The sequence below is a fragment of the Pseudomonas glycinis genome, from assembly GCF_054871425.1.
Genome location: NZ_JBTYHF010000006.1, coordinates 1 through 15,545 on the forward strand (window position 1 = coordinate 1; position 15,545 = coordinate 15,545).

At 61.5% G+C, this 15,545-nt stretch carries 15 protein-coding genes; 7 read left to right on the top strand and 8 right to left on the bottom strand.

Translation table 11 applies throughout. The features are described from left to right. Nucleotides 1-534: 534 nt before the first annotated feature. Both ACYSTU_RS15300 and ACYSTU_RS15305 read left to right on the top strand, forming a co-directional pair. Nucleotides 535-888: a DUF6124 family protein gene (locus tag ACYSTU_RS15300; RefSeq protein ID WP_223630134.1), complete on the top strand. Its 354-nt coding sequence runs from the start codon at nt 535-537 to the stop codon at nt 886-888. A 98-nt stretch (nt 889-986) separates the two neighbouring features. After that, on the top strand, nt 987-1,316 hold the full coding sequence (locus ACYSTU_RS15305) for a hypothetical protein (RefSeq protein ID WP_498999794.1): 330 nt from the start codon (nt 987-989) through the stop codon (nt 1,314-1,316). A gap of 298 nt (nt 1,317-1,614) precedes the next feature. Here the strand turns inward: ACYSTU_RS15305 and ACYSTU_RS15310 are convergent, their stop codons facing one another. The 3 genes from ACYSTU_RS15310 to inhA all read right to left on the bottom strand — a co-directional run bounded on the left by ACYSTU_RS15310 (nt 1,615) and on the right by inhA (nt 5,010). Then, nucleotides 1,615-3,180: a methyl-accepting chemotaxis protein gene (locus ACYSTU_RS15310; protein WP_123443147.1), complete on the bottom strand. Its 1,566-nt coding sequence runs from the start codon at nt 3,178-3,180 to the stop codon at nt 1,615-1,617. Between the two features lie 102 nt (nt 3,181-3,282). Then, nucleotides 3,283-4,074: a CPBP family intramembrane glutamic endopeptidase gene (locus tag ACYSTU_RS15315; protein WP_056784265.1), complete on the bottom strand. Its 792-nt coding sequence runs from the start codon at nt 4,072-4,074 to the stop codon at nt 3,283-3,285. Nucleotides 4,075-4,323: 249 nt separating this feature from the next. Then, nucleotides 4,324-5,010, bottom strand: a complete 687-nt coding sequence (gene inhA, locus ACYSTU_RS15320; protein ID WP_498999799.1) for an isonitrile hydratase — start codon at nt 5,008-5,010, stop codon at nt 4,324-4,326. An 89-nt stretch (nt 5,011-5,099) separates the two neighbouring features. Here inhA and ACYSTU_RS15325 point away from each other — a divergent pair, with 89 nt between their 5' ends. Then, on the top strand, nt 5,100-6,083 hold the full coding sequence (locus ACYSTU_RS15325; protein WP_498999802.1) for a GlxA family transcriptional regulator: 984 nt from the start codon (nt 5,100-5,102) through the stop codon (nt 6,081-6,083). Here the strand turns inward: ACYSTU_RS15325 and ACYSTU_RS15330 are convergent. After that, nucleotides 6,052-6,939, bottom strand: a complete 888-nt coding sequence (locus ACYSTU_RS15330) for an alpha/beta fold hydrolase (protein WP_498999805.1) — start codon at nt 6,937-6,939, stop codon at nt 6,052-6,054. The two genes, ACYSTU_RS15325 and ACYSTU_RS15330, sit on opposite strands and share 32 nt — an antisense overlap. Before the next feature lie 90 nt (nt 6,940-7,029). Here ACYSTU_RS15330 and ACYSTU_RS15335 point away from each other — a divergent pair, with 90 nt between their 5' ends. Beyond that, nucleotides 7,030-7,662, top strand: coding sequence for a hypothetical protein (locus tag ACYSTU_RS15335; RefSeq protein ID WP_498999808.1), 633 nt, complete (start codon nt 7,030-7,032; stop codon nt 7,660-7,662). On the opposite strand, the gene ACYSTU_RS15340 is transcribed toward ACYSTU_RS15335, so the two are convergent. The 3 genes from ACYSTU_RS15340 to ACYSTU_RS15350 form a co-directional block, all read right to left on the bottom strand. Beyond that, nucleotides 7,634-8,023, bottom strand: a complete 390-nt coding sequence (locus ACYSTU_RS15340; RefSeq protein ID WP_498999810.1) for a hypothetical protein — start codon at nt 8,021-8,023, stop codon at nt 7,634-7,636. The genes ACYSTU_RS15335 and ACYSTU_RS15340 overlap by 29 nt on opposite strands. 310 nt (nt 8,024-8,333) lie before the next feature. Beyond that, nucleotides 8,334-10,160 carry a glycoside hydrolase family 15 protein gene (locus ACYSTU_RS15345; protein WP_498999813.1) on the bottom strand — a complete coding sequence of 609 codons (1,827 nt, stop codon included), beginning with the start codon at nt 10,158-10,160 and terminating at the stop codon, nt 8,334-8,336. Then, a complete protein-coding gene (locus ACYSTU_RS15350) occupies nt 10,153-10,953 on the bottom strand; it encodes a glucose 1-dehydrogenase (RefSeq protein WP_336354231.1) in 801 nt (266 codons plus the stop codon). Before ACYSTU_RS15350 ends, ACYSTU_RS15345 begins: the two co-directional genes overlap by 8 nt. A 233-nt stretch (nt 10,954-11,186) precedes the next feature. On the opposite strand from ACYSTU_RS15350, the gene ACYSTU_RS15355 reads away from it, so the two are divergent. Further along, nucleotides 11,187-12,359, top strand: coding sequence for an MFS transporter (locus ACYSTU_RS15355; RefSeq protein WP_498999816.1), 1,173 nt, complete (start codon nt 11,187-11,189; stop codon nt 12,357-12,359). Between the two features lie 46 nt (nt 12,360-12,405). Here ACYSTU_RS15355 and ACYSTU_RS15360 read toward each other — a convergent pair whose 3' ends face one another. Next, nucleotides 12,406-13,539, bottom strand: a complete 1,134-nt coding sequence (locus tag ACYSTU_RS15360; protein ID WP_498999819.1) for a cupin-like domain-containing protein — start codon at nt 13,537-13,539, stop codon at nt 12,406-12,408. 135 nt (nt 13,540-13,674) lie between these two features. Here ACYSTU_RS15360 and ACYSTU_RS15365 point away from each other — a divergent pair, with 135 nt between their 5' ends. Next, the gene (locus ACYSTU_RS15365; RefSeq protein WP_498999822.1) at nt 13,675-14,415 is read left to right on the top strand and encodes a thioesterase II family protein; all 741 of its coding nucleotides are present in this window, start codon (nt 13,675-13,677) and stop codon (nt 14,413-14,415) included. Between the two features lie 35 nt (nt 14,416-14,450). Further along, nucleotides 14,451-15,434 carry a TauD/TfdA family dioxygenase gene (locus ACYSTU_RS15370; RefSeq protein ID WP_498999825.1) on the top strand — a complete coding sequence of 328 codons (984 nt, stop codon included), beginning with the start codon at nt 14,451-14,453 and terminating at the stop codon, nt 15,432-15,434. Nucleotides 15,435-15,545: the final 111 nt, after the last annotated feature.

Below are 15,545 nucleotides of genomic sequence, written 5' to 3' on the forward strand. Positions count from 1 at the left end.
CTATCTACCGGCCGGACTCAATCCCTGTGCGAGCTGGCTTGCCAGCGATGGCGACCTCCAAGCCGACCTATCCCTCACTGATGTACCCGATCCAAATGTGGGAGCGAGCCTGCTCGCGAAAGCGCTCTTCCAGACGACCTCAAACCACCTGACTGTCAGAGGCAATCCCTGCACTTAAACATCATCAAATACCCCCGTTGAAACTACACGACCCGTTACGCCATCCCGGCTACAACTCCTTGCGCCATTGCCTACGCCTACGCCAGAATCCGCCGGCTTACGCGTTATGAGGTTGGCTATATCGTTTCTCGGTCACTGACAAAAAAGCAGTGATCGGGTTTGGTAGCCCGTCTCTAAGCGTCATGACGCCATATGCAGTCTCTGTAGAGAATCGATTTATGGTGGCCATGCGTGGGGCTCCTTTGGAGCGCCGGGTTTCCTGCTTAGACCGGTCTACCAACCTGCGTATGGTCGCCACCCTCGTTTGGTAGCGAGAGTGATGACTCCTTATTTTTCTAAGTAGGAGCTTCATCTATGTTCAAAGTAACCCCCAACCCGCCAACCCCCCACGACCGCACATTCGACCCGCAAAAAATCCAGGAAGCCACCGACCGCGCCCTCGATTACTACCTCAAACCCGAAGACCTGGCAGCCCCGCCAAGTTCACCGAAATATCGCCCGATCTACGTTGTCGACCCCACGCTGGATGACGAAACCCTGTTGGTCGAGGCCTGCGAGTCGCTTTCATACGCGCATGCCATGGCCGGTAACATCGCCAACTCTATAGGCGGCCCGGAACGCAAACCACTGCTGGCGCTGCAACAGGTGATCATGCTCAATGAACTGTTGGTCAATCGACTGCTGGATAAGCTGAAGTTGCCTCAATAATTTCGTTGGCTGTAATGGCCTCTTCGCGAGCAGGCTCGCTCCCACAGAGGATTGGTGTCTGGCATCTAATCTGTGGTCACCGCAGATCCAGTGTAGGAGTGAGCCTGCTCGCGATGGCGGCTTGCCAAACACCAAATTCCAGATCAAGAACAAAAAGCCCGGACAGCTTTCGCGGTCCGGGCTTCCAGGATCAAAAGATCGCCGCCTTCGGCGGCTCCTACAGTGACCGAGCAGGAGCTGCCGAAGGCGGCGATCTTTTTGATTTACCGGTAATGGGAAGCCAGCCAGTGATCACAAATGTATCGAACACTTTCTGCCCATCACGTGCGGCTTGCCGAACATCAAGGAATGTCAGCTCATCTCGAACTTTCGGTTTAGCGGGTTTTCGGGCGGGGGTTGTATTCATGCTGGCCGGTATGCGTGACTGAGTAGCGACCGGCAAACGATAGAACCTAGCCTCAGCGAGCACCAGTCGGCTCGTTCTGGCGCAGTTGTAGGCAGTATCTGTTTTGCTTGAGTGAGATCGACGGCGGCATAGAAGGCCTCTTCGCGAGCAGGCTCGTTCCCACAGGGGATTGTCGTCGGACACAAACTGTGGTCCCAAGCAGTTCCAATATGCGAGCGAGCTTGCTCGAGAAAGCGGTCTGCCAAGTACCATCACTTTCAGGCAAGCAACAAAAACCCGGAGGCTCTCGCTTTCCGGGTTTTTTTTTGTCGCCAGTTCAATCAGCGGTTAAACCGCGCCACCAACGAATACTGCGTGTTGGCCGTCTTCGTCAGCTCTTCACTCAACAACGCCGAGTTATGCGCTTGCTCGGACGTCTGATCCGCCAGTTCCGAGATATTGCTGATGTTACGGCTGATCTCTTCAGCCACGGCACTTTGCTCTTCGGTCGCGGCGGCGATCTGGGTGGTCATGTCGGTGATGTTGGCCACCGCTTCGCTGATGCCGACCAGTGCCTGATCCGCTTCCAGGACCCGCGCCACGCCTTCTTCAGCCTGGCGATGCCCGGCTTCCATGGTTTGCACGGCGCTGGAGGCGGTCTGTTGCAACTTGGCGATCAGGGCGTGAATCTGCCCGGTGGATTCGCTGGTGCGTTGCGCCAGTTGGCGGACTTCGTCAGCCACGACCGCAAAACCACGGCCCATTTCACCGGCACGCGCTGCTTCAATTGCAGCGTTGAGGGCGAGCAGGTTGGTCTGGTCGGCGATGCCTTTGATCACGTCGACCACGCCGCCGATTTCGTCGCTGTCCTTGGCCAGTTGCGTCACGGTCAGGCCGGTTTCGCCGACGACCACCGACAGGCGCTGGATCGCTTCGCGGGTTTCGCCGGCGATGTCGCGGCCGCGGCCGGTCAGGCGGTTGGCTTCCTGGGTGGCGTCAGCGGTGCGCTGTACGTGGCTGGCGACTTCCTGGGTGGTGGCGGCCATCTGGTTGACGGCGGTGGCGACCTGTTCGGTTTCCACGCGCTGGCGTTCCAGGCCGGTCGAGCTGTTGTGCGCCAGGGCGTCGGACTGCTTGGCCTGATCGGTCAGGTGCTCGGCGGTGTCCTGCAAGCGGGTCAGGCAGGTTTTCAGGCGTGCTTCCTGGCTGAGGATCGACATTTCCAGACGCGCCTGCGCGCCACGGCTGTCGGTGTACATCTGCGCGATCAGCGGGTCGGAGGTGGTCTGTTCGGCCAGGCGCAGCAGGCGCTTGAGCCCGCGTTGCTGCCACTGCAGGCCCATCAGGCCCAGCGGCACCGACAGCGCTGCGGCGAGGGCAAAGCCCCACTGCGAGTTCAGCGTCGCGCCGATCATGAAGCTCAGCTGGCTGACCAGAATGAACGGCAGCCAGTCCTGCAGGAGCGGCAGCCATTTGTCCGTCGAAGGAATCGCCGACTTGCCCTGGTTGATGCGTTGATAGAGCGCTTCGGCGCGGCGGATCTGTTCGGCGGTGGGCTTGACGCGCACCGACTCGTAACCGATCACCTGATTGCCGTCGAACACCGGTGTTACATAGGCGTTAACCCAATAGTGGTCACCGGATTTGCAGCGATTCTTGACGATGCCCATCCATGGCAAGCCTTGTTTCAGTGTGCCCCACATGTGCGAGAACACCGCCGACGGCACGTCAGGGTGACGGACCAGATTGTGCGGTGCACGGATCAGTTCCTCCCGCGAAAACCCGCTGATCTCGACAAAGTCGTCGTTGCAGTAGGTGATCACGCCCTTGGCATCGGTGGTGGAAATCAACCGTTGCTGAGCTGGAAAGGTCCGCTCGCGTTGTGTAATGGGCTGGTTGTTACGCATGGTTTTTCAATCCGCAAGGCTTTGAATGGTTGTCGGCGCCGACAGGTTTTTATTGAAGTTTTTTTTCAGATTTAAGTACGCCGTCGCAAAACCGCGCTTGCGTCAACTGGCCAGCATCGGATAGGTGAACAGGCCGAAGTGCAGCAGGTTCAGGCCGAAATGGGTGGCGATCGCCGCGCCCAGTCCGCCGAAACGGTAGGCCAGACCATAGCCGACCCCGGCCAGTCCCGCCAGCAACACCCAGGTCCAGCCAGCGCCGACATGCACCAGACCAAACAACAACGAGGCCAACAGCAGCGCGAGGTTGTCGCCGTAGGGCAGGTGCTTGAGGCGACGGCTCAGCCCGCCCTGTATATAGCCGCGAAACAGCGCTTCCTCGACCAGCGTCACCAGCAGCAGATTGTTCAGCACCCACAGCCAGGCCTGATCCGGCCACTTCGGCGCCCAGGCGATTACGCCGAGCAACAATGCGCCGCCGAGGGCGAGAATCGCGCACAGCGTCAGGGCGAGGGCGGTGGCATAGACCGTCAGGCGCAACGAACGCCGCGCGACGATCCATGGACAGACCAACAGCAGCCAGAAGCCCACCAGCGGTTTGTCGAGATTGAGGTACATCGCGAACGGCACGGCGTTGTCAGTGAACCGTTGCGGATTGATCACCCGGCCGTTGGCGAAGCCCGGCAGCCAGTGCAGCGCCAGTGCCACGGCTAGAACGATGAACAGGCCATGGCCGAGCCAACGCGCGACAGGCACCTCTTGCTGACGCACGGCGAACGCGGCGAACAGCAAAAGCCCCACGGAGATCAACGCCAGCCAACCGAGCTGGCCGTAGCTCAGGGCCAACCCGTAACCGAGGCCGAGCAGCGCGAGATAGAGCCAGGGCAGCGCCTTCATCGAAAGTCCTTGTGCGAGATTTCTGGAAGGGGCTTTCTACACGGGCGAGGGAGGTGGGACAAGTGAAGGAGAGTGAGAAGCGCGGCGAATAACTTGGGATCGACGTGTAGGAGCTGCCGAAGGCTGCGATCTTGAGGCTGTGGGACGCGGAGCGTCCCCGGCTGCATTCCCACGCAGAGCATGGGAACGATCAGATCAAAAGATCGCAGCCTGCGGCAGCTCCTACAAGGGTTGTGATTGGCTGGGAGATCAGCGCAGGCCCAGTTTGGCCGCCGCGCGTTCGGTAATCTCGGTGCGCAGCTTCAACGAAGGCGCCGCGCGCAACCGCGCTTCATCGACCACCGCGCTCGGCGCCACGTCCGGGCTCCCAGCGTTGAACGGCGGCGCCGGGGCATATTCCAGTTGCAACTGCACCAGTTGCGCCGTGTCGGCATCGACCAGTTCCGCCGCCAGCACCAAGGCGAAATCGATGCCAGCAGTGATTCCGCCACCGGTAAACAGATTGCCGTCGCGTACCACCCGATCCTTCACCGCAACCGCGCCCAGCGTCGGCAGCAACTCGTGATAGGCCCAGTGCGTGGTCGCGCGCTTGCCCTGCAACAGACCCGCCGCGCCAAGCACCAGCGAGCCGGTGCACACCGAGGTCACGTAACGTGCCTGCGCGGCCTGGCGCTTGATGAAATCCAGCGTCTGCTGATCTTCCATCAGCGGCCCGACGCCACTGCCGCCGGGCACGCAGATTACGTCCAGATCCGGGCAATCCTCGAAAGTTGTAGTCGGTTTCAGCAGCAGCCCGGTGCTGGATGTCACTGGCATCAGATCCTTCCAGATCAGGTGGACCTGCACGCCGGGCAACGAGGCGAGGACGTCGTAGGGGCCGGTCAGGTCGAGTTGCTGAACCTGCGGGAATAACAGAAAACCGATCTGCAGCGTCATCGTTCTTGCTCCGTTGAAAGAAGTGGACGACTGCACTGTAGGCGGGTAGGTTCTGGCGCATACGCCAATCACCCCACGAATTACGCCAAATGCCTAAAGCCATTCATGTTCTAGCGTTTGCCAATATGCAGATTCTCGATGTTACCGGGCCGTTGCAGGTGTTCGCCTCGGCCAACGATCTGGCCCGCCAGCGCGGCATGTCGGTGCCGTACGCGCCAAGCGTGATTGCCAGCGGCGGCGGGGCGGTGATGTCATCGGCGGGCCTGGCGGTGCTCGCCGAACCGTTGCCGCAAACGCCCAGCGATACCTTGATCATCGCCGGCGGCTGGGGCATTTATCCCGCCGCCGAAGACCCACAACTGGTCGACTGGGTGCGTGAGCACGGCACTCATTGCCGGCGCGTGGCTTCGGTGTGCACCGGGGCCTTTCTGCTCGCCGCCAGCGGCTGGCTCGATGGTCGCCGCGTGGTCACCCACTGGACGCGCTGCGAGCAACTGGCCGCGCAGCATCCGAATCTGCACGTGGAAGCCAATCCGATTTTCATCAACGACGGCCCGGTGTGGACTTCCGCCGGGGTCACGGCCGGTATCGATCTGGCGCTGGCCATGGTCGAAGAAGACCTCGGCCGCGATATCGCCCTCGACGTCGCCCGGCACTTGGTCGTCTTCCTGAAACGCCCGGGCGGGCAGTCGCAGTTCAGCGTGACGTTGTCGCTGCAACAACAGGGCAACCGCTTCGATGAACTGCACGCCTGGATCGCCGAGAACCTGACCTGCGACCTCGGCATCCCGACTCTCGCCGAACAGGCCGGCATGAGCGAACGCAGCTTCATCCGCCACTACCGCGCCGACACCGGCCAGACCCCGGCGCGGGCGATCGAATTGATCCGCGTCGAAACCGCTCGACGACTGCTCAGCGATACCGGCCTGCCGGTGAAACGCATCGCCGCCAATTGCGGCTTTGGCAGCGAAGAGACGTTGCGGCGCAGTTTTCTCCGTGCCATTGGCGTGACGCCGCAGGCTTATCGGGAGCGGTTTTCGGTCAGCGTTGCAACAGATCCAGTATCGCCTTGAGGGTTTCCTGCGGCGCTTCTTCAGGAATGTTGTGGCCGACACCCGCCAACACGCGCCGCTCATAGAAGCCGCTGAAATGTTCGGCATCTTCATCAATCAGCGAAGGCGGGCCGACGCCATCATCGGCGCCGCACAGCGAAATGCTTGGCACGCTGATCACCGGCTGTGTGGCCAGCGCTTCCTCCATCCACTCCAGGGCTGGATCGCCCTGGGCGTAGCCGAAGCGATGCCGATAGGAATGAATCACCACGTCGACAAAATCAGGATTATCAAAAGCGCCAGCGGTCAGCGGGTAGCGTTCATCCTTTCGCGCCCATGTCGGCGACCACAGCCGCCAAAGCAGCTGACACAACTCCCGGCGATTCTGCTTAAGGCCCTCGACGCCACGCGGCGTGTGGAAATAGTACTGATACCAGAGCCGATGCTCGTCTCCCGGGTCCGACGGCTGGTTCGCATGGGCGATGTCCTGCACGAGGTAGCCGTCGCCGCTGACCAGCCCGCGCACTCGCGCCGGAAACAACGCCGCGACAATACACGCCGCCCGACCGCCCCAGTCATACCCGCAAAGCATGGCCTGTTCGATACCCAGCGCATCCATCAGATCGAGCAAGTCCTGCGCCATCGCAGCTTGCTGGCCGGAGCGCAGGGTTTGCGCACTGTTGAACCGGGTCGGCCCGTAACCGCGCAAGTACTGCACGATGACGCGGTAGCCTCGCGCGGCCAGCCCCGGGGCGACTTCGTCGAAGGCGCGCGGGGAATAGGGGAAGCCGTGGAGCAGAATCACCGGGACGCCGTTGTTCGGACCGTGCTGTTCGTAGGCAATGGTCAGAAAAGGCGTAAGGACTGACTGAATCATGACTGTCAACTCCGTGCAAACGTCTTCCAAACCCTAGACCATCGGATAGACTGCGCAGCTCATTCTGTCGACTGGCTTCAAGGACGATACATGTCACTCAAAACGCTGCTTGTTATGTTGGGACTTGTCGTGATGCTGACCGGTTGCGCATCGCCGCCACCGGCATTGCCGGACACCCCGCAGCGCCGTGAACTGATGGAACGCATGTTTGCCAAGTCGACGATCATGCTGTCCTTCAAGGAGTTGGACGCACGGTCCGCCGCTGTGCCGGGCGAACCGCAACGCCAGCTCAGCGCCGATGAGGCATTGGCCAGCCATAAGCAACAAATGAATGTAGACCTGCCGGCGGCGTACTGGGAGCAGCGCCGTGCAAACCTCGCGCAACTTATCGATGCCAGAGCAAAAGGTGAAGCCATAGGTCTGGCGACATACAAGCAAAAGTACTTCGAGCAATTGTCCCTGGCACCGACGCCAATGCTCGCGGCGCTGGCCAATGCGCCGAGGATGGACGCGCTGGCAGAGTTTCCATTGGTGCTGCCCAATGATCATCAGCTCAGTTACTTCTACCTGATGACCGTTGCGGATGAAACGTTTTGGGAAATCGAGCAGTTCTACCAGCACATGGCCGCTCTGGACGCCCAGTACGGCGTCTGTGCCCTGTACCCGGATTGCTACCGCCCGGACTTCCGCACGGCTAAGCCTCAAGCTCCGCGATCTGATTGAAATACTTCGTCCGATCCGGCGTAAACGTCACCTTCATCTTCGTCCGTGAGCACGTCAGCGAACGCTCCTGCGCCAGATCGATATCCAGATCTTCGCCACGCAGTCCCTGCCACTGCGCCAGATATTTCAGTGAGCCGTATTTCTCGTTTTTCTTCAGGCTGCGACTGACGCCACCCTTCCAGCCAAGCACCGGCAATTCATCGGCCAGGCAGCGCTGGGCCAGTTCGGGAAAGCGTTCGGCGCGCTGGCGGCCGATTTCCCAGCATTTGATCAGGCCTTTGTCGGCGCTTTCCCAGAGCTGGGTGCGGGTCAGCCCGGTGCGAAGAGGGGAGGCGATGCTGCGCTGGACGTGGTGAGGCATTCCGGTTCCTTGAATTCGGGGGTGGTTGGACAGCTCCGCTGTGCCCGTTGCGTTGGATGGTAGGTGTGGATGTAATGGCTGGCAACAAGGTATTTCGGGGTGTAAGCGCAGGTTACGGTAAGCGTTTCAACGTGACGTGAGTGGTTTTTGTAGGCGCGTTTTTTACACAGACTGTCGCCCGACGTAACCGCCGCACAGGTTTCAAGGTGGGTAGGGGCCTGATCCGGTTGTCTGGCGAGCAGGCCTGTGGTGGAAAAAAAACGTGCGCACAGAGATCGGTCTTACAAGCGCTGACGAAAAGTAGTCAGCGCTATGGCTGCCAGGAACTCTTCTCGCCACTCAATTTTCGATCGAGAAAACTCGCCGCACTGATCAACGCCAGATGCGTCAGCGCTTGCGGCGTGTTGCCCAGATGCCGGCCATGGCTGTCGAACTCTTCGGCGTACAGCCCAAGCGGATTGGCATATCGCAGCAATTGCTCGAACTCCAGGTGGGCTTTTTCCACCTGGCCGGCGCGGGCCAGGCATTCGACGTACCAGAACGAACACGCGGCGAACGCGCCTTCAGTGCCACTGAGGCCATCGATGTTGGCGTCCTCGTTGCGATAGCGATAGACCATGCCGTCACGCACCAGGGTTTTTTCGATTGCTTCCAGAGTCGACAGCCAGCGCGGATCCTTGGCGCTGACGAAACGCACCAGCGGCATCAGCAGCATCGAGCCGTCCAGCGCGGTGCCGCCCTTGTACTGGACGAAGTGCCCGCGTTCCTCATCCCAGAAATTGTCCCAGATGTCGGTGTAGATCGCTTGCCGGGTCTGGTCCCAACGAGCGAACGGTGCCGGCAGCGAACGCTTGGAAGCCAGGCGGATCGCCCGGTCCAGCGCCACCCAGCACATCAGCCGCGAGTGCAGGAAATGATGAGTCTCGCCGCGCATCTCCCAGATGCCGACATCTTCGCTCTGCCAGGTCTCGCAGACCTGATCGACCACTTCGCCGACGTGCCGCCAGCCTTCGTGGGAAATCGCGTCACCGTATTTGTTGACCAGATACACGGCGTCCATCAGCTCGCCGAAGATGTCGAGCTGGATTTGGTCATAAGCGCCGTTGCCGATGCGCACCGGTTGCGCGCCGCCGTGACCGGACAGGTGCGTGAGTTCGGTTTCCGGCAATTCCTGCTGACCGTCGATGGCATAGAGGATGTTGAGTTTCATCGGTTTGCCGCAGCAATCGCTGACTCGCCCGCGCAGCCACTGCATGTAATGGTTGGCCTCATCGACGAAGCCCAGGCGCATGAACGCGTAAACGGTGAACGAGGCATCGCGGATCCACGTGTAGCGGTAATCCCAATTGCGTTCGCCGCCGGGGGTTTCCGGCAGGCCGAAAGTGGCAGCGGCGAGGATTGCACCGTGGCGGCGTGAGGTCAGCAGTTTCAGGGCGAGGGCGGAGCGGTTGACCATTTCTCGCCAGCGTCCGCGATAGTTGGATTGGCCGATCCAGCCACGCCAGTATTTAAGGGTGCGCTGCATGCACAATTCGGCAGCACCTTCGGCAAAGCGCGGATCGTCGCTGCCGCCGAGCATGAACGCCGCGGTTTTGTTGTGCTCGAGGGTGAATTGCGCGACGGCCGCTTGCGCGTCGATCTGCAGTGCCTGATCTGAAGCCAGACGTATCGACGGCTGGCCAGCGGCGTGGAACGTCACGTCCTTTGCGTCCATCTCTGCCCGGGTGTCGGCGCGGCCGTAGTCGTGGCGCACCGCGCAACGCAGATTGAACGTCGCCGAGCCGCTGACCACGCGCACCCGGCGCATCAGCAGCGGCAGGGCGTCGACATCGTCACCGATGGGCAACAGATCGGTGATTTCCACCACTGCGTGTTCGCTTAGCCAACGGGTCTGCAAGACGTTGGTGTCGGGCAGATAAATCTGTTCCCGGCGCGCATCCGGCAAGTCTGGCGCGAGCTGGAAAATCCCTGCTTGCGGGGTGTCGAGCAGCGAGCAGAAGATCGTCGGGCTGTCGAACTCCGGCCAGCAGAAAAAATCCACGCTGCCCTTGTCGTTGACCAGTGCGGCGCTGCGCATGTCGCCGATGATGCCGTGCGCACCGATGGCGCTTTGTTGTTCCACTTCAGGCTCAGCCATTGCCGCGAAACTCCGGATAGAGGCTCATCCCGCCATCGATGAACAGGGTGGTGCCGACGATGTAATCGGACAGGTCGGAAGCGAGGAAAACCACTGCGTTGGCAACATCCTCGACATCGCCAATGCGCCCGTAGGGAATCAGCTCAAGAAGTTTTTCGCCGGCCGCGCCTTCAGTGGCTTCTGTGTTGATGGCCGTGCTGATCGCACCGGGCGCGATGCTGTTGATACGGATGCGCTGGTGGCTGACTTCCTGGGCGAGGCTCTGCATCAACTGATCGACGCCGCCCTTGGATGCCGCGTAATTGACATGCCCGGCCCATGGAATGCGCTGGTGCACCGAACTCATGTGAATGATCTTGCCCGCCGCGCGCGACACGCCTTCGCGCACGCCCTGACGCTGGAAAATCCGCAACGCCGCCCGCGCGCAGAGAAACTGCCCGGTGAGGTTGACGCCGATCACCGTGTTCCAGTCGTCGAGCGTCATGTCCACGGCAGCGGCGTCTTTTTGCAGGCCGGAGTTGGCCACCAGAATGTCCAGCGAGCCGAAGGCTTCGACGGTCTCTTTGAACAGCCGCTCGACATCTTCTTCTTTCGAAACATCCGCGCCGATGGCGAGGGCCTTGCCGCCTTCGGCGTTGATCTGTGCAGCCAGTTCTTCGGCGGGTTCGGCGCTGCTGTTGTAGTTGATCACGACCGCAGCGCCGGCCGCAGCGAGTGCTTTGGCGGCGGCATGGCCGATGCCGGAGCTGGCGCCCGTGACCAGCGCCACCTGATGAGCGAGGGAAATCTGCATGACGATTCGCGCCTTGGTTCAAGAGACTTAAGTAGCTGACTGATGGCAGACGCTGAGAGTTCATTTGCTGGAAGCAGTGATTGCGCTGGCCCCTTCGCGAGCAGGCTCGCTCCCACAGGGGACGGCATTTCAAATGTGCGAGCGAAGGGGCCTTCACAGACCGCTAACAATTGCGCGCTTCCACGGCATTCAAGGCTATGGCAACTTGGCCGCCCCTGATGAGGCTGCAATCGATGGCAAATCCCTACCGCGAATTGTTCACCGCCCCCGGTGCCCGTGCGTTTGTACTGGCCGGGATGCTGGCGCGCATGCCGATTTCCATGACCGGCATCGGCCTGATCACCATGCTTGCGCAGTTGAACGGCGGTTATGCGCTGGCGGGTGCGGTGGCGGCGACGTTTGCCTTGGCCACGGCGTTTTGCGCGCCGCAGGTATCGCGGCTGGTGGACCGTTATGGGCAGGGGCGGGTGCTGCCAATCGCAGCGTTGACCGGTGGCGGCGGGTTATTGATGTTGCTGCTGTGCACGCGTTTGCAGGCGCCGGACTGGACGTTGTTCGTGTTTGCCGCGCTGGCCGGGTGCATGCCGAGCATGTCGGCGATGGTGCGGGCGCGCTGGACCGAGATCTATCGTGGCCAGCCGCAATTGCAGACGGCGTATGCGCTGGAGTCGGTGCTCGACGAAGTGTGTTTTATCGTCGGGCCGCCGCTGTCGGTGGGGCTGTCCGTTGCGGTGTTTCCCGAGGCCGGGCCGCTGGCGGCGCTGTTGGCCCTGGCCATCGGCGTGACGGCTTTTGTCGCCCAGCGCAGCACCGAGCCGCCCGTGCACGCGCAGGAGTCGCAGCATCAGGGTTCGATCATTCGCTCGACTGACGTGCAATGGCTGCTGGCGTTGATGCTGGCGATGGGCGTGATCGTCGGGGTCATCGATGTGGTCAGCGTCGCTTTCGCTCAACATCAGGGCCAGCCGGCAGCGGCGAGTATTGTTTTGTCGGTATACGCGATCGGCTCATGCCTGGCCGGCATCGCCTTCGGTGCGATGCGTTCGAAACCGCCGTTGCCGCGCCTGTTTCTCTACGGCGGCGTGGCGACGGCGGTGACCACGCTGCCGCTGCTTTTGGCGAGCAACATCCTTGGCTTGTCGATCGCGGTATTTATCGCCGGGCTGTTCTTTTCGCCGACGTTGATTGTGGCGATGGCGTTGATCGAACGCATCGTGCCACCTGCAAAACTCACCGAAGGCCTGACCTGGCTGGTGACCGGGCTGAGCATCGGCGTGGCGATAGGCGCCGCCGGTTCCGGCGCGCTGGTGGATGCGTTTGGCGCACGTAGCGGCTTCTGGCTGGCGATTGCGGCGGGGGCGGTGGTGCTGATTTCAGCGTTTCAAAGTTTCCGTCACTTGAAATGAAATTCCACTGTGGGAGCCTGCTCGCTCCCACAGTTATTTTGCGGGGTTACCAGCCGCGTCCTGAGTTGACCCAGAAGTTGACGGATAGCGACGTCGACACCGACTCCACCTGATGGAACCAGCCCTCTGGCAAAAACAGCAGATCCCCAGCCTCCAGCGTCACCCGCAAAAACGTCACCTCCCGCGCTGCCGGGAAACGTTCATAGTCCGGCGCGTCCGGGTTGAAATCGCAGCCATCCAGGCCTCCCTTGGGCGCGGTCGACCAGGTGCCCAGCGCTTCGCGGTGATGCGGCGCGGCGAGGGTGAATTTTTTCTGCCCCCAGACCTGGGCGAAGAGGTTGTCGGTGTCATCGCGGTGCAACGGCGTCAGCGTGCCCTTGGGGCCGATCCAGATACGTGGCGGAATGAACAGCGACGTGTCGAAGTAGGGCGGGTACTGGATCTGCTGCAACAACTGCGCGGGCAGAATGTTGTTGCCCATGTACGCCGGCGGCTCGCCGTCCGCGCCCTTGACCGCCGGGCTGTCCAGCGAGGCGATGAACTCGGCCATTGAGGTCGAGCGGAAATCACGCTCGGTGGAAAAGGTCTTCTTCACGTAATCGCCATGGCGGGTGATGCCTTGCAGTTCAGCGAAATGCACCAGCGATTCCTCGCGGCTGAGGCTGAACAGTGGCCAGTCGTGCAGGGCATTGCTGATCACCAGCGGAATGCCGTTGGGCAGATAACGGGTTTCGAATTCGTGCCGGCTCAACTCAGCGCGCGCACGACGTTCGACGCTGGTCTGGCGAGGCAGCGCGGCAGTTAGCTTTTCGCTGAAGCGTGGCGGCGTCGGGTAGCGCTTGTTCATGTCGACCTGTGCCACCGTGCCGCCACCTTGGCGGGCGTGGTCGATGATCTGCGGCAACATCGTCGCCAGGCCCATGTTGCCACCGATCTTCAGGCGACCGCTGGCGAACAGTTCCTCGACATTGACCACGCCGGCCATGATCCCGAGAAAATCTTTTTCAGCGACTTCGATGGTCACGTCCGGACGCGGGTGGCGCCCGACTGCCGTGCGCTGGCTGGTCTTGACGTCATACCAGAACGCCTGCTGCCCACTGAAAATGAACTGGAAAACCCCCTCGATGCCGACCGCGCCGGCGTTGGCGAACAACTTGCCCAGAATGCTCTGCAGGTCCACGGTGATTCCTCGCGATTGTTGTTTTTTTCCTGAACAGGCAACGAGCGGCTGGCGGGGGAATTTAGCGGCCGGGCGACTAATTTGTCCGGCCAGTGATCCGTCTTTCTTGCAGACACATTTTTCAAGGAAAGCGCGGTGACCAAGCTGACATTGCTGTGCCTGCCCTATTCGGGCGCCAGCGCCATGGTTTACAGCCGCTGGCGGCGTCAACTGCCAACGTGGCTGCAATTGCAGCCGGTGGAACTGCCGGGACGTGGCGCGCGGTTCGATGAACCGCTGCAAACCGACATGCGCGCACTGGCGCGGCAACTGGCGCGCGAGCACAAGCCGGGGCTGCAAGGCCCGTATGCGTTGTTCGGGCATAGCCTCGGTGCGTTGCTCGCCTGCGAACTGGCCCATGCCTTTCGCGAGTCGGGTGTGCCGGAGCCGCTGGCGCTGTTCGCCTCCGGCACCGCCGCACCGTCCATGCGCAGCGATTACGACCGCGGCTTTGCCGAACCGCGCAGCGATGCAGAGCTCATCGAACAGTTGCGCACCTTTCAGGGCACCAGCGAAGAAATCCTCGCCAATGAGGAATTGATGAGTCTGACCCTGCCGGTGCTGCGCGCCGATTTCATGATGTGCGGGCGCTTCACGCCTGCCGAGCGGCCCTTGCTCAATTGCCCGGTGCACGTGCTCGGTGGCAAGGAAGACCGCGCCACCACCGAACAACTGATCGGCTGGAGCAAAGAGACCCTGGGCAGTTTCTCGGTGGACATGATGACCGGCGGGCATTTCTTCATTCATGAGCACGAAGCGCGGGTCATTCGCACGATCAAGAGCCATCTGGAAGTGCATCACCGACGCCTTGCACAGGCGGCGCAACCGGCGTTCTGAGACGCGCCTCATCTATCATTTTCAGGAGGCCAGTCATGGCTGTTGCTCTGGGGTTTTCCGTGCGGCCGTTGCTGCCGCAGCGCGGACGTTTGCCGCTGTTGGTCGAGGCGGGCGATGCCGACACCGATCTGTTGGCGGTATTCGATGAATTGAAGGCCTTGGTCGACGAGCATTTGCTGCGCGACGGTGGTGTGCTATTTCGCGGTTTTCGCCTCGATGGCGCCGAGCAGTTCCGCCAGTTCGCCGCGAGTTTCGGCCATCCGCTGCTGAACTACGAGTTCGGCTCGACGCCGCGTACCAACGTCACCCGTGGCGTATACACCTCCACCGAATACCCGGCGCACCAGAGCATTCCGCTGCACAACGAGCAGGCCTATTCCCGCGACTGGCCGATGAAGATCTGGTTCTACAGCATGATCGCCGCCAGGTCCGGCGGCGAGACGCCGATTGCCGACAGCCGCGAAGTCTACCGGCGCATCCCGGTGGCGATCCGCGAGCGGTTCGTCAGCAAAGGCCTGATGTACGTGCGCAACTTCGGCAATGGCCTCGACGTGGCCTGGGAAGACGTGTTCAACACCGAAGACCGTGAAGTCGTCGAGGCCTACTGCAAGGCCCACGGCATTGTCTGCGAGTGGAAGGACGACGGTGAGCTGCGCACGCGGCAGACTTGTCAGGCGGTGGCGGTGCACCCGGTGACCGGCGACCACGTCTGGTTCAATCAGGCGCACCTGTTTCACATCTCCAACCTGCCAGCGGACGTGCGCGAAAGCCTGCTCGACATCGTTGACGAAGAGGACCTGCCGCGTAACGTCTATTACGGCGACGGCTCGCCGATCGAAGACGAGGTGCTGGCGCAGATTCGTGCGGTGCTCGACGACTGTGCGATCAGTTTCCCTTGGCAGGAGGGCGATGTGCTGATGCTCGACAACATGCTCTCGGCTCACGCGCGCTCACCGTTCGAAGGGCCGCGCAAAGTCATCGTGGCGATGGCCGAGGGGCATTCGCAGGACGTGCGCTGACCTGTTCGCAACCCTTCAACTCAAATGCCGAATCCGGGCCTGTACCGGCTTCGGCATTTGTCTATCTGGCCTTTGTACCGTCGGGCCGTGATTGCCGCTGGCGCGCTAAAT

Bases quoted from the DNA above. Each gene is read 5' to 3' on its own strand.
- ACYSTU_RS15345 (WP_498999813.1), bottom strand. From the start codon at position 10,160: ATGGCTGAGCCTGAAGTGGAACAACAAAGCGCCATCGGTGCGCACGGC.
- ACYSTU_RS15310 (WP_123443147.1), bottom strand. From the start codon at position 3,180: ATGCGTAACAACCAGCCCATTACACAACGCGAGCGGACCTTTCCAGCT.
- ACYSTU_RS15370 (WP_498999825.1), top strand. From the start codon at position 14,451: ATGGCTGTTGCTCTGGGGTTTTCCGTGCGGCCGTTGCTGCCGCAGCGC.
- ACYSTU_RS15355 (WP_498999816.1), top strand. From the start codon at position 11,187: ATGGCAAATCCCTACCGCGAATTGTTCACCGCCCCCGGTGCCCGTGCG.
- ACYSTU_RS15350 (WP_336354231.1), bottom strand. From the start codon at position 10,953: ATGCAGATTTCCCTCGCTCATCAGGTGGCGCTGGTCACGGGCGCCAGC.
- ACYSTU_RS15300 (WP_223630134.1), top strand. From the start codon at position 535: ATGTTCAAAGTAACCCCCAACCCGCCAACCCCCCACGACCGCACATTC.
- ACYSTU_RS15315 (WP_056784265.1), bottom strand. From the start codon at position 4,074: ATGAAGGCGCTGCCCTGGCTCTATCTCGCGCTGCTCGGCCTCGGTTAC.
- ACYSTU_RS15325 (WP_498999802.1), top strand. From the start codon at position 5,100: ATGCCTAAAGCCATTCATGTTCTAGCGTTTGCCAATATGCAGATTCTC.
- ACYSTU_RS15335 (WP_498999808.1), top strand. From the start codon at position 7,030: ATGTCACTCAAAACGCTGCTTGTTATGTTGGGACTTGTCGTGATGCTG.
- ACYSTU_RS15330 (WP_498999805.1), bottom strand. From the start codon at position 6,939: ATGATTCAGTCAGTCCTTACGCCTTTTCTGACCATTGCCTACGAACAG.
- inhA (WP_498999799.1), bottom strand. From the start codon at position 5,010: ATGACGCTGCAGATCGGTTTTCTGTTATTCCCGCAGGTTCAGCAACTC.
- ACYSTU_RS15340 (WP_498999810.1), bottom strand. From the start codon at position 8,023: ATGCCTCACCACGTCCAGCGCAGCATCGCCTCCCCTCTTCGCACCGGG.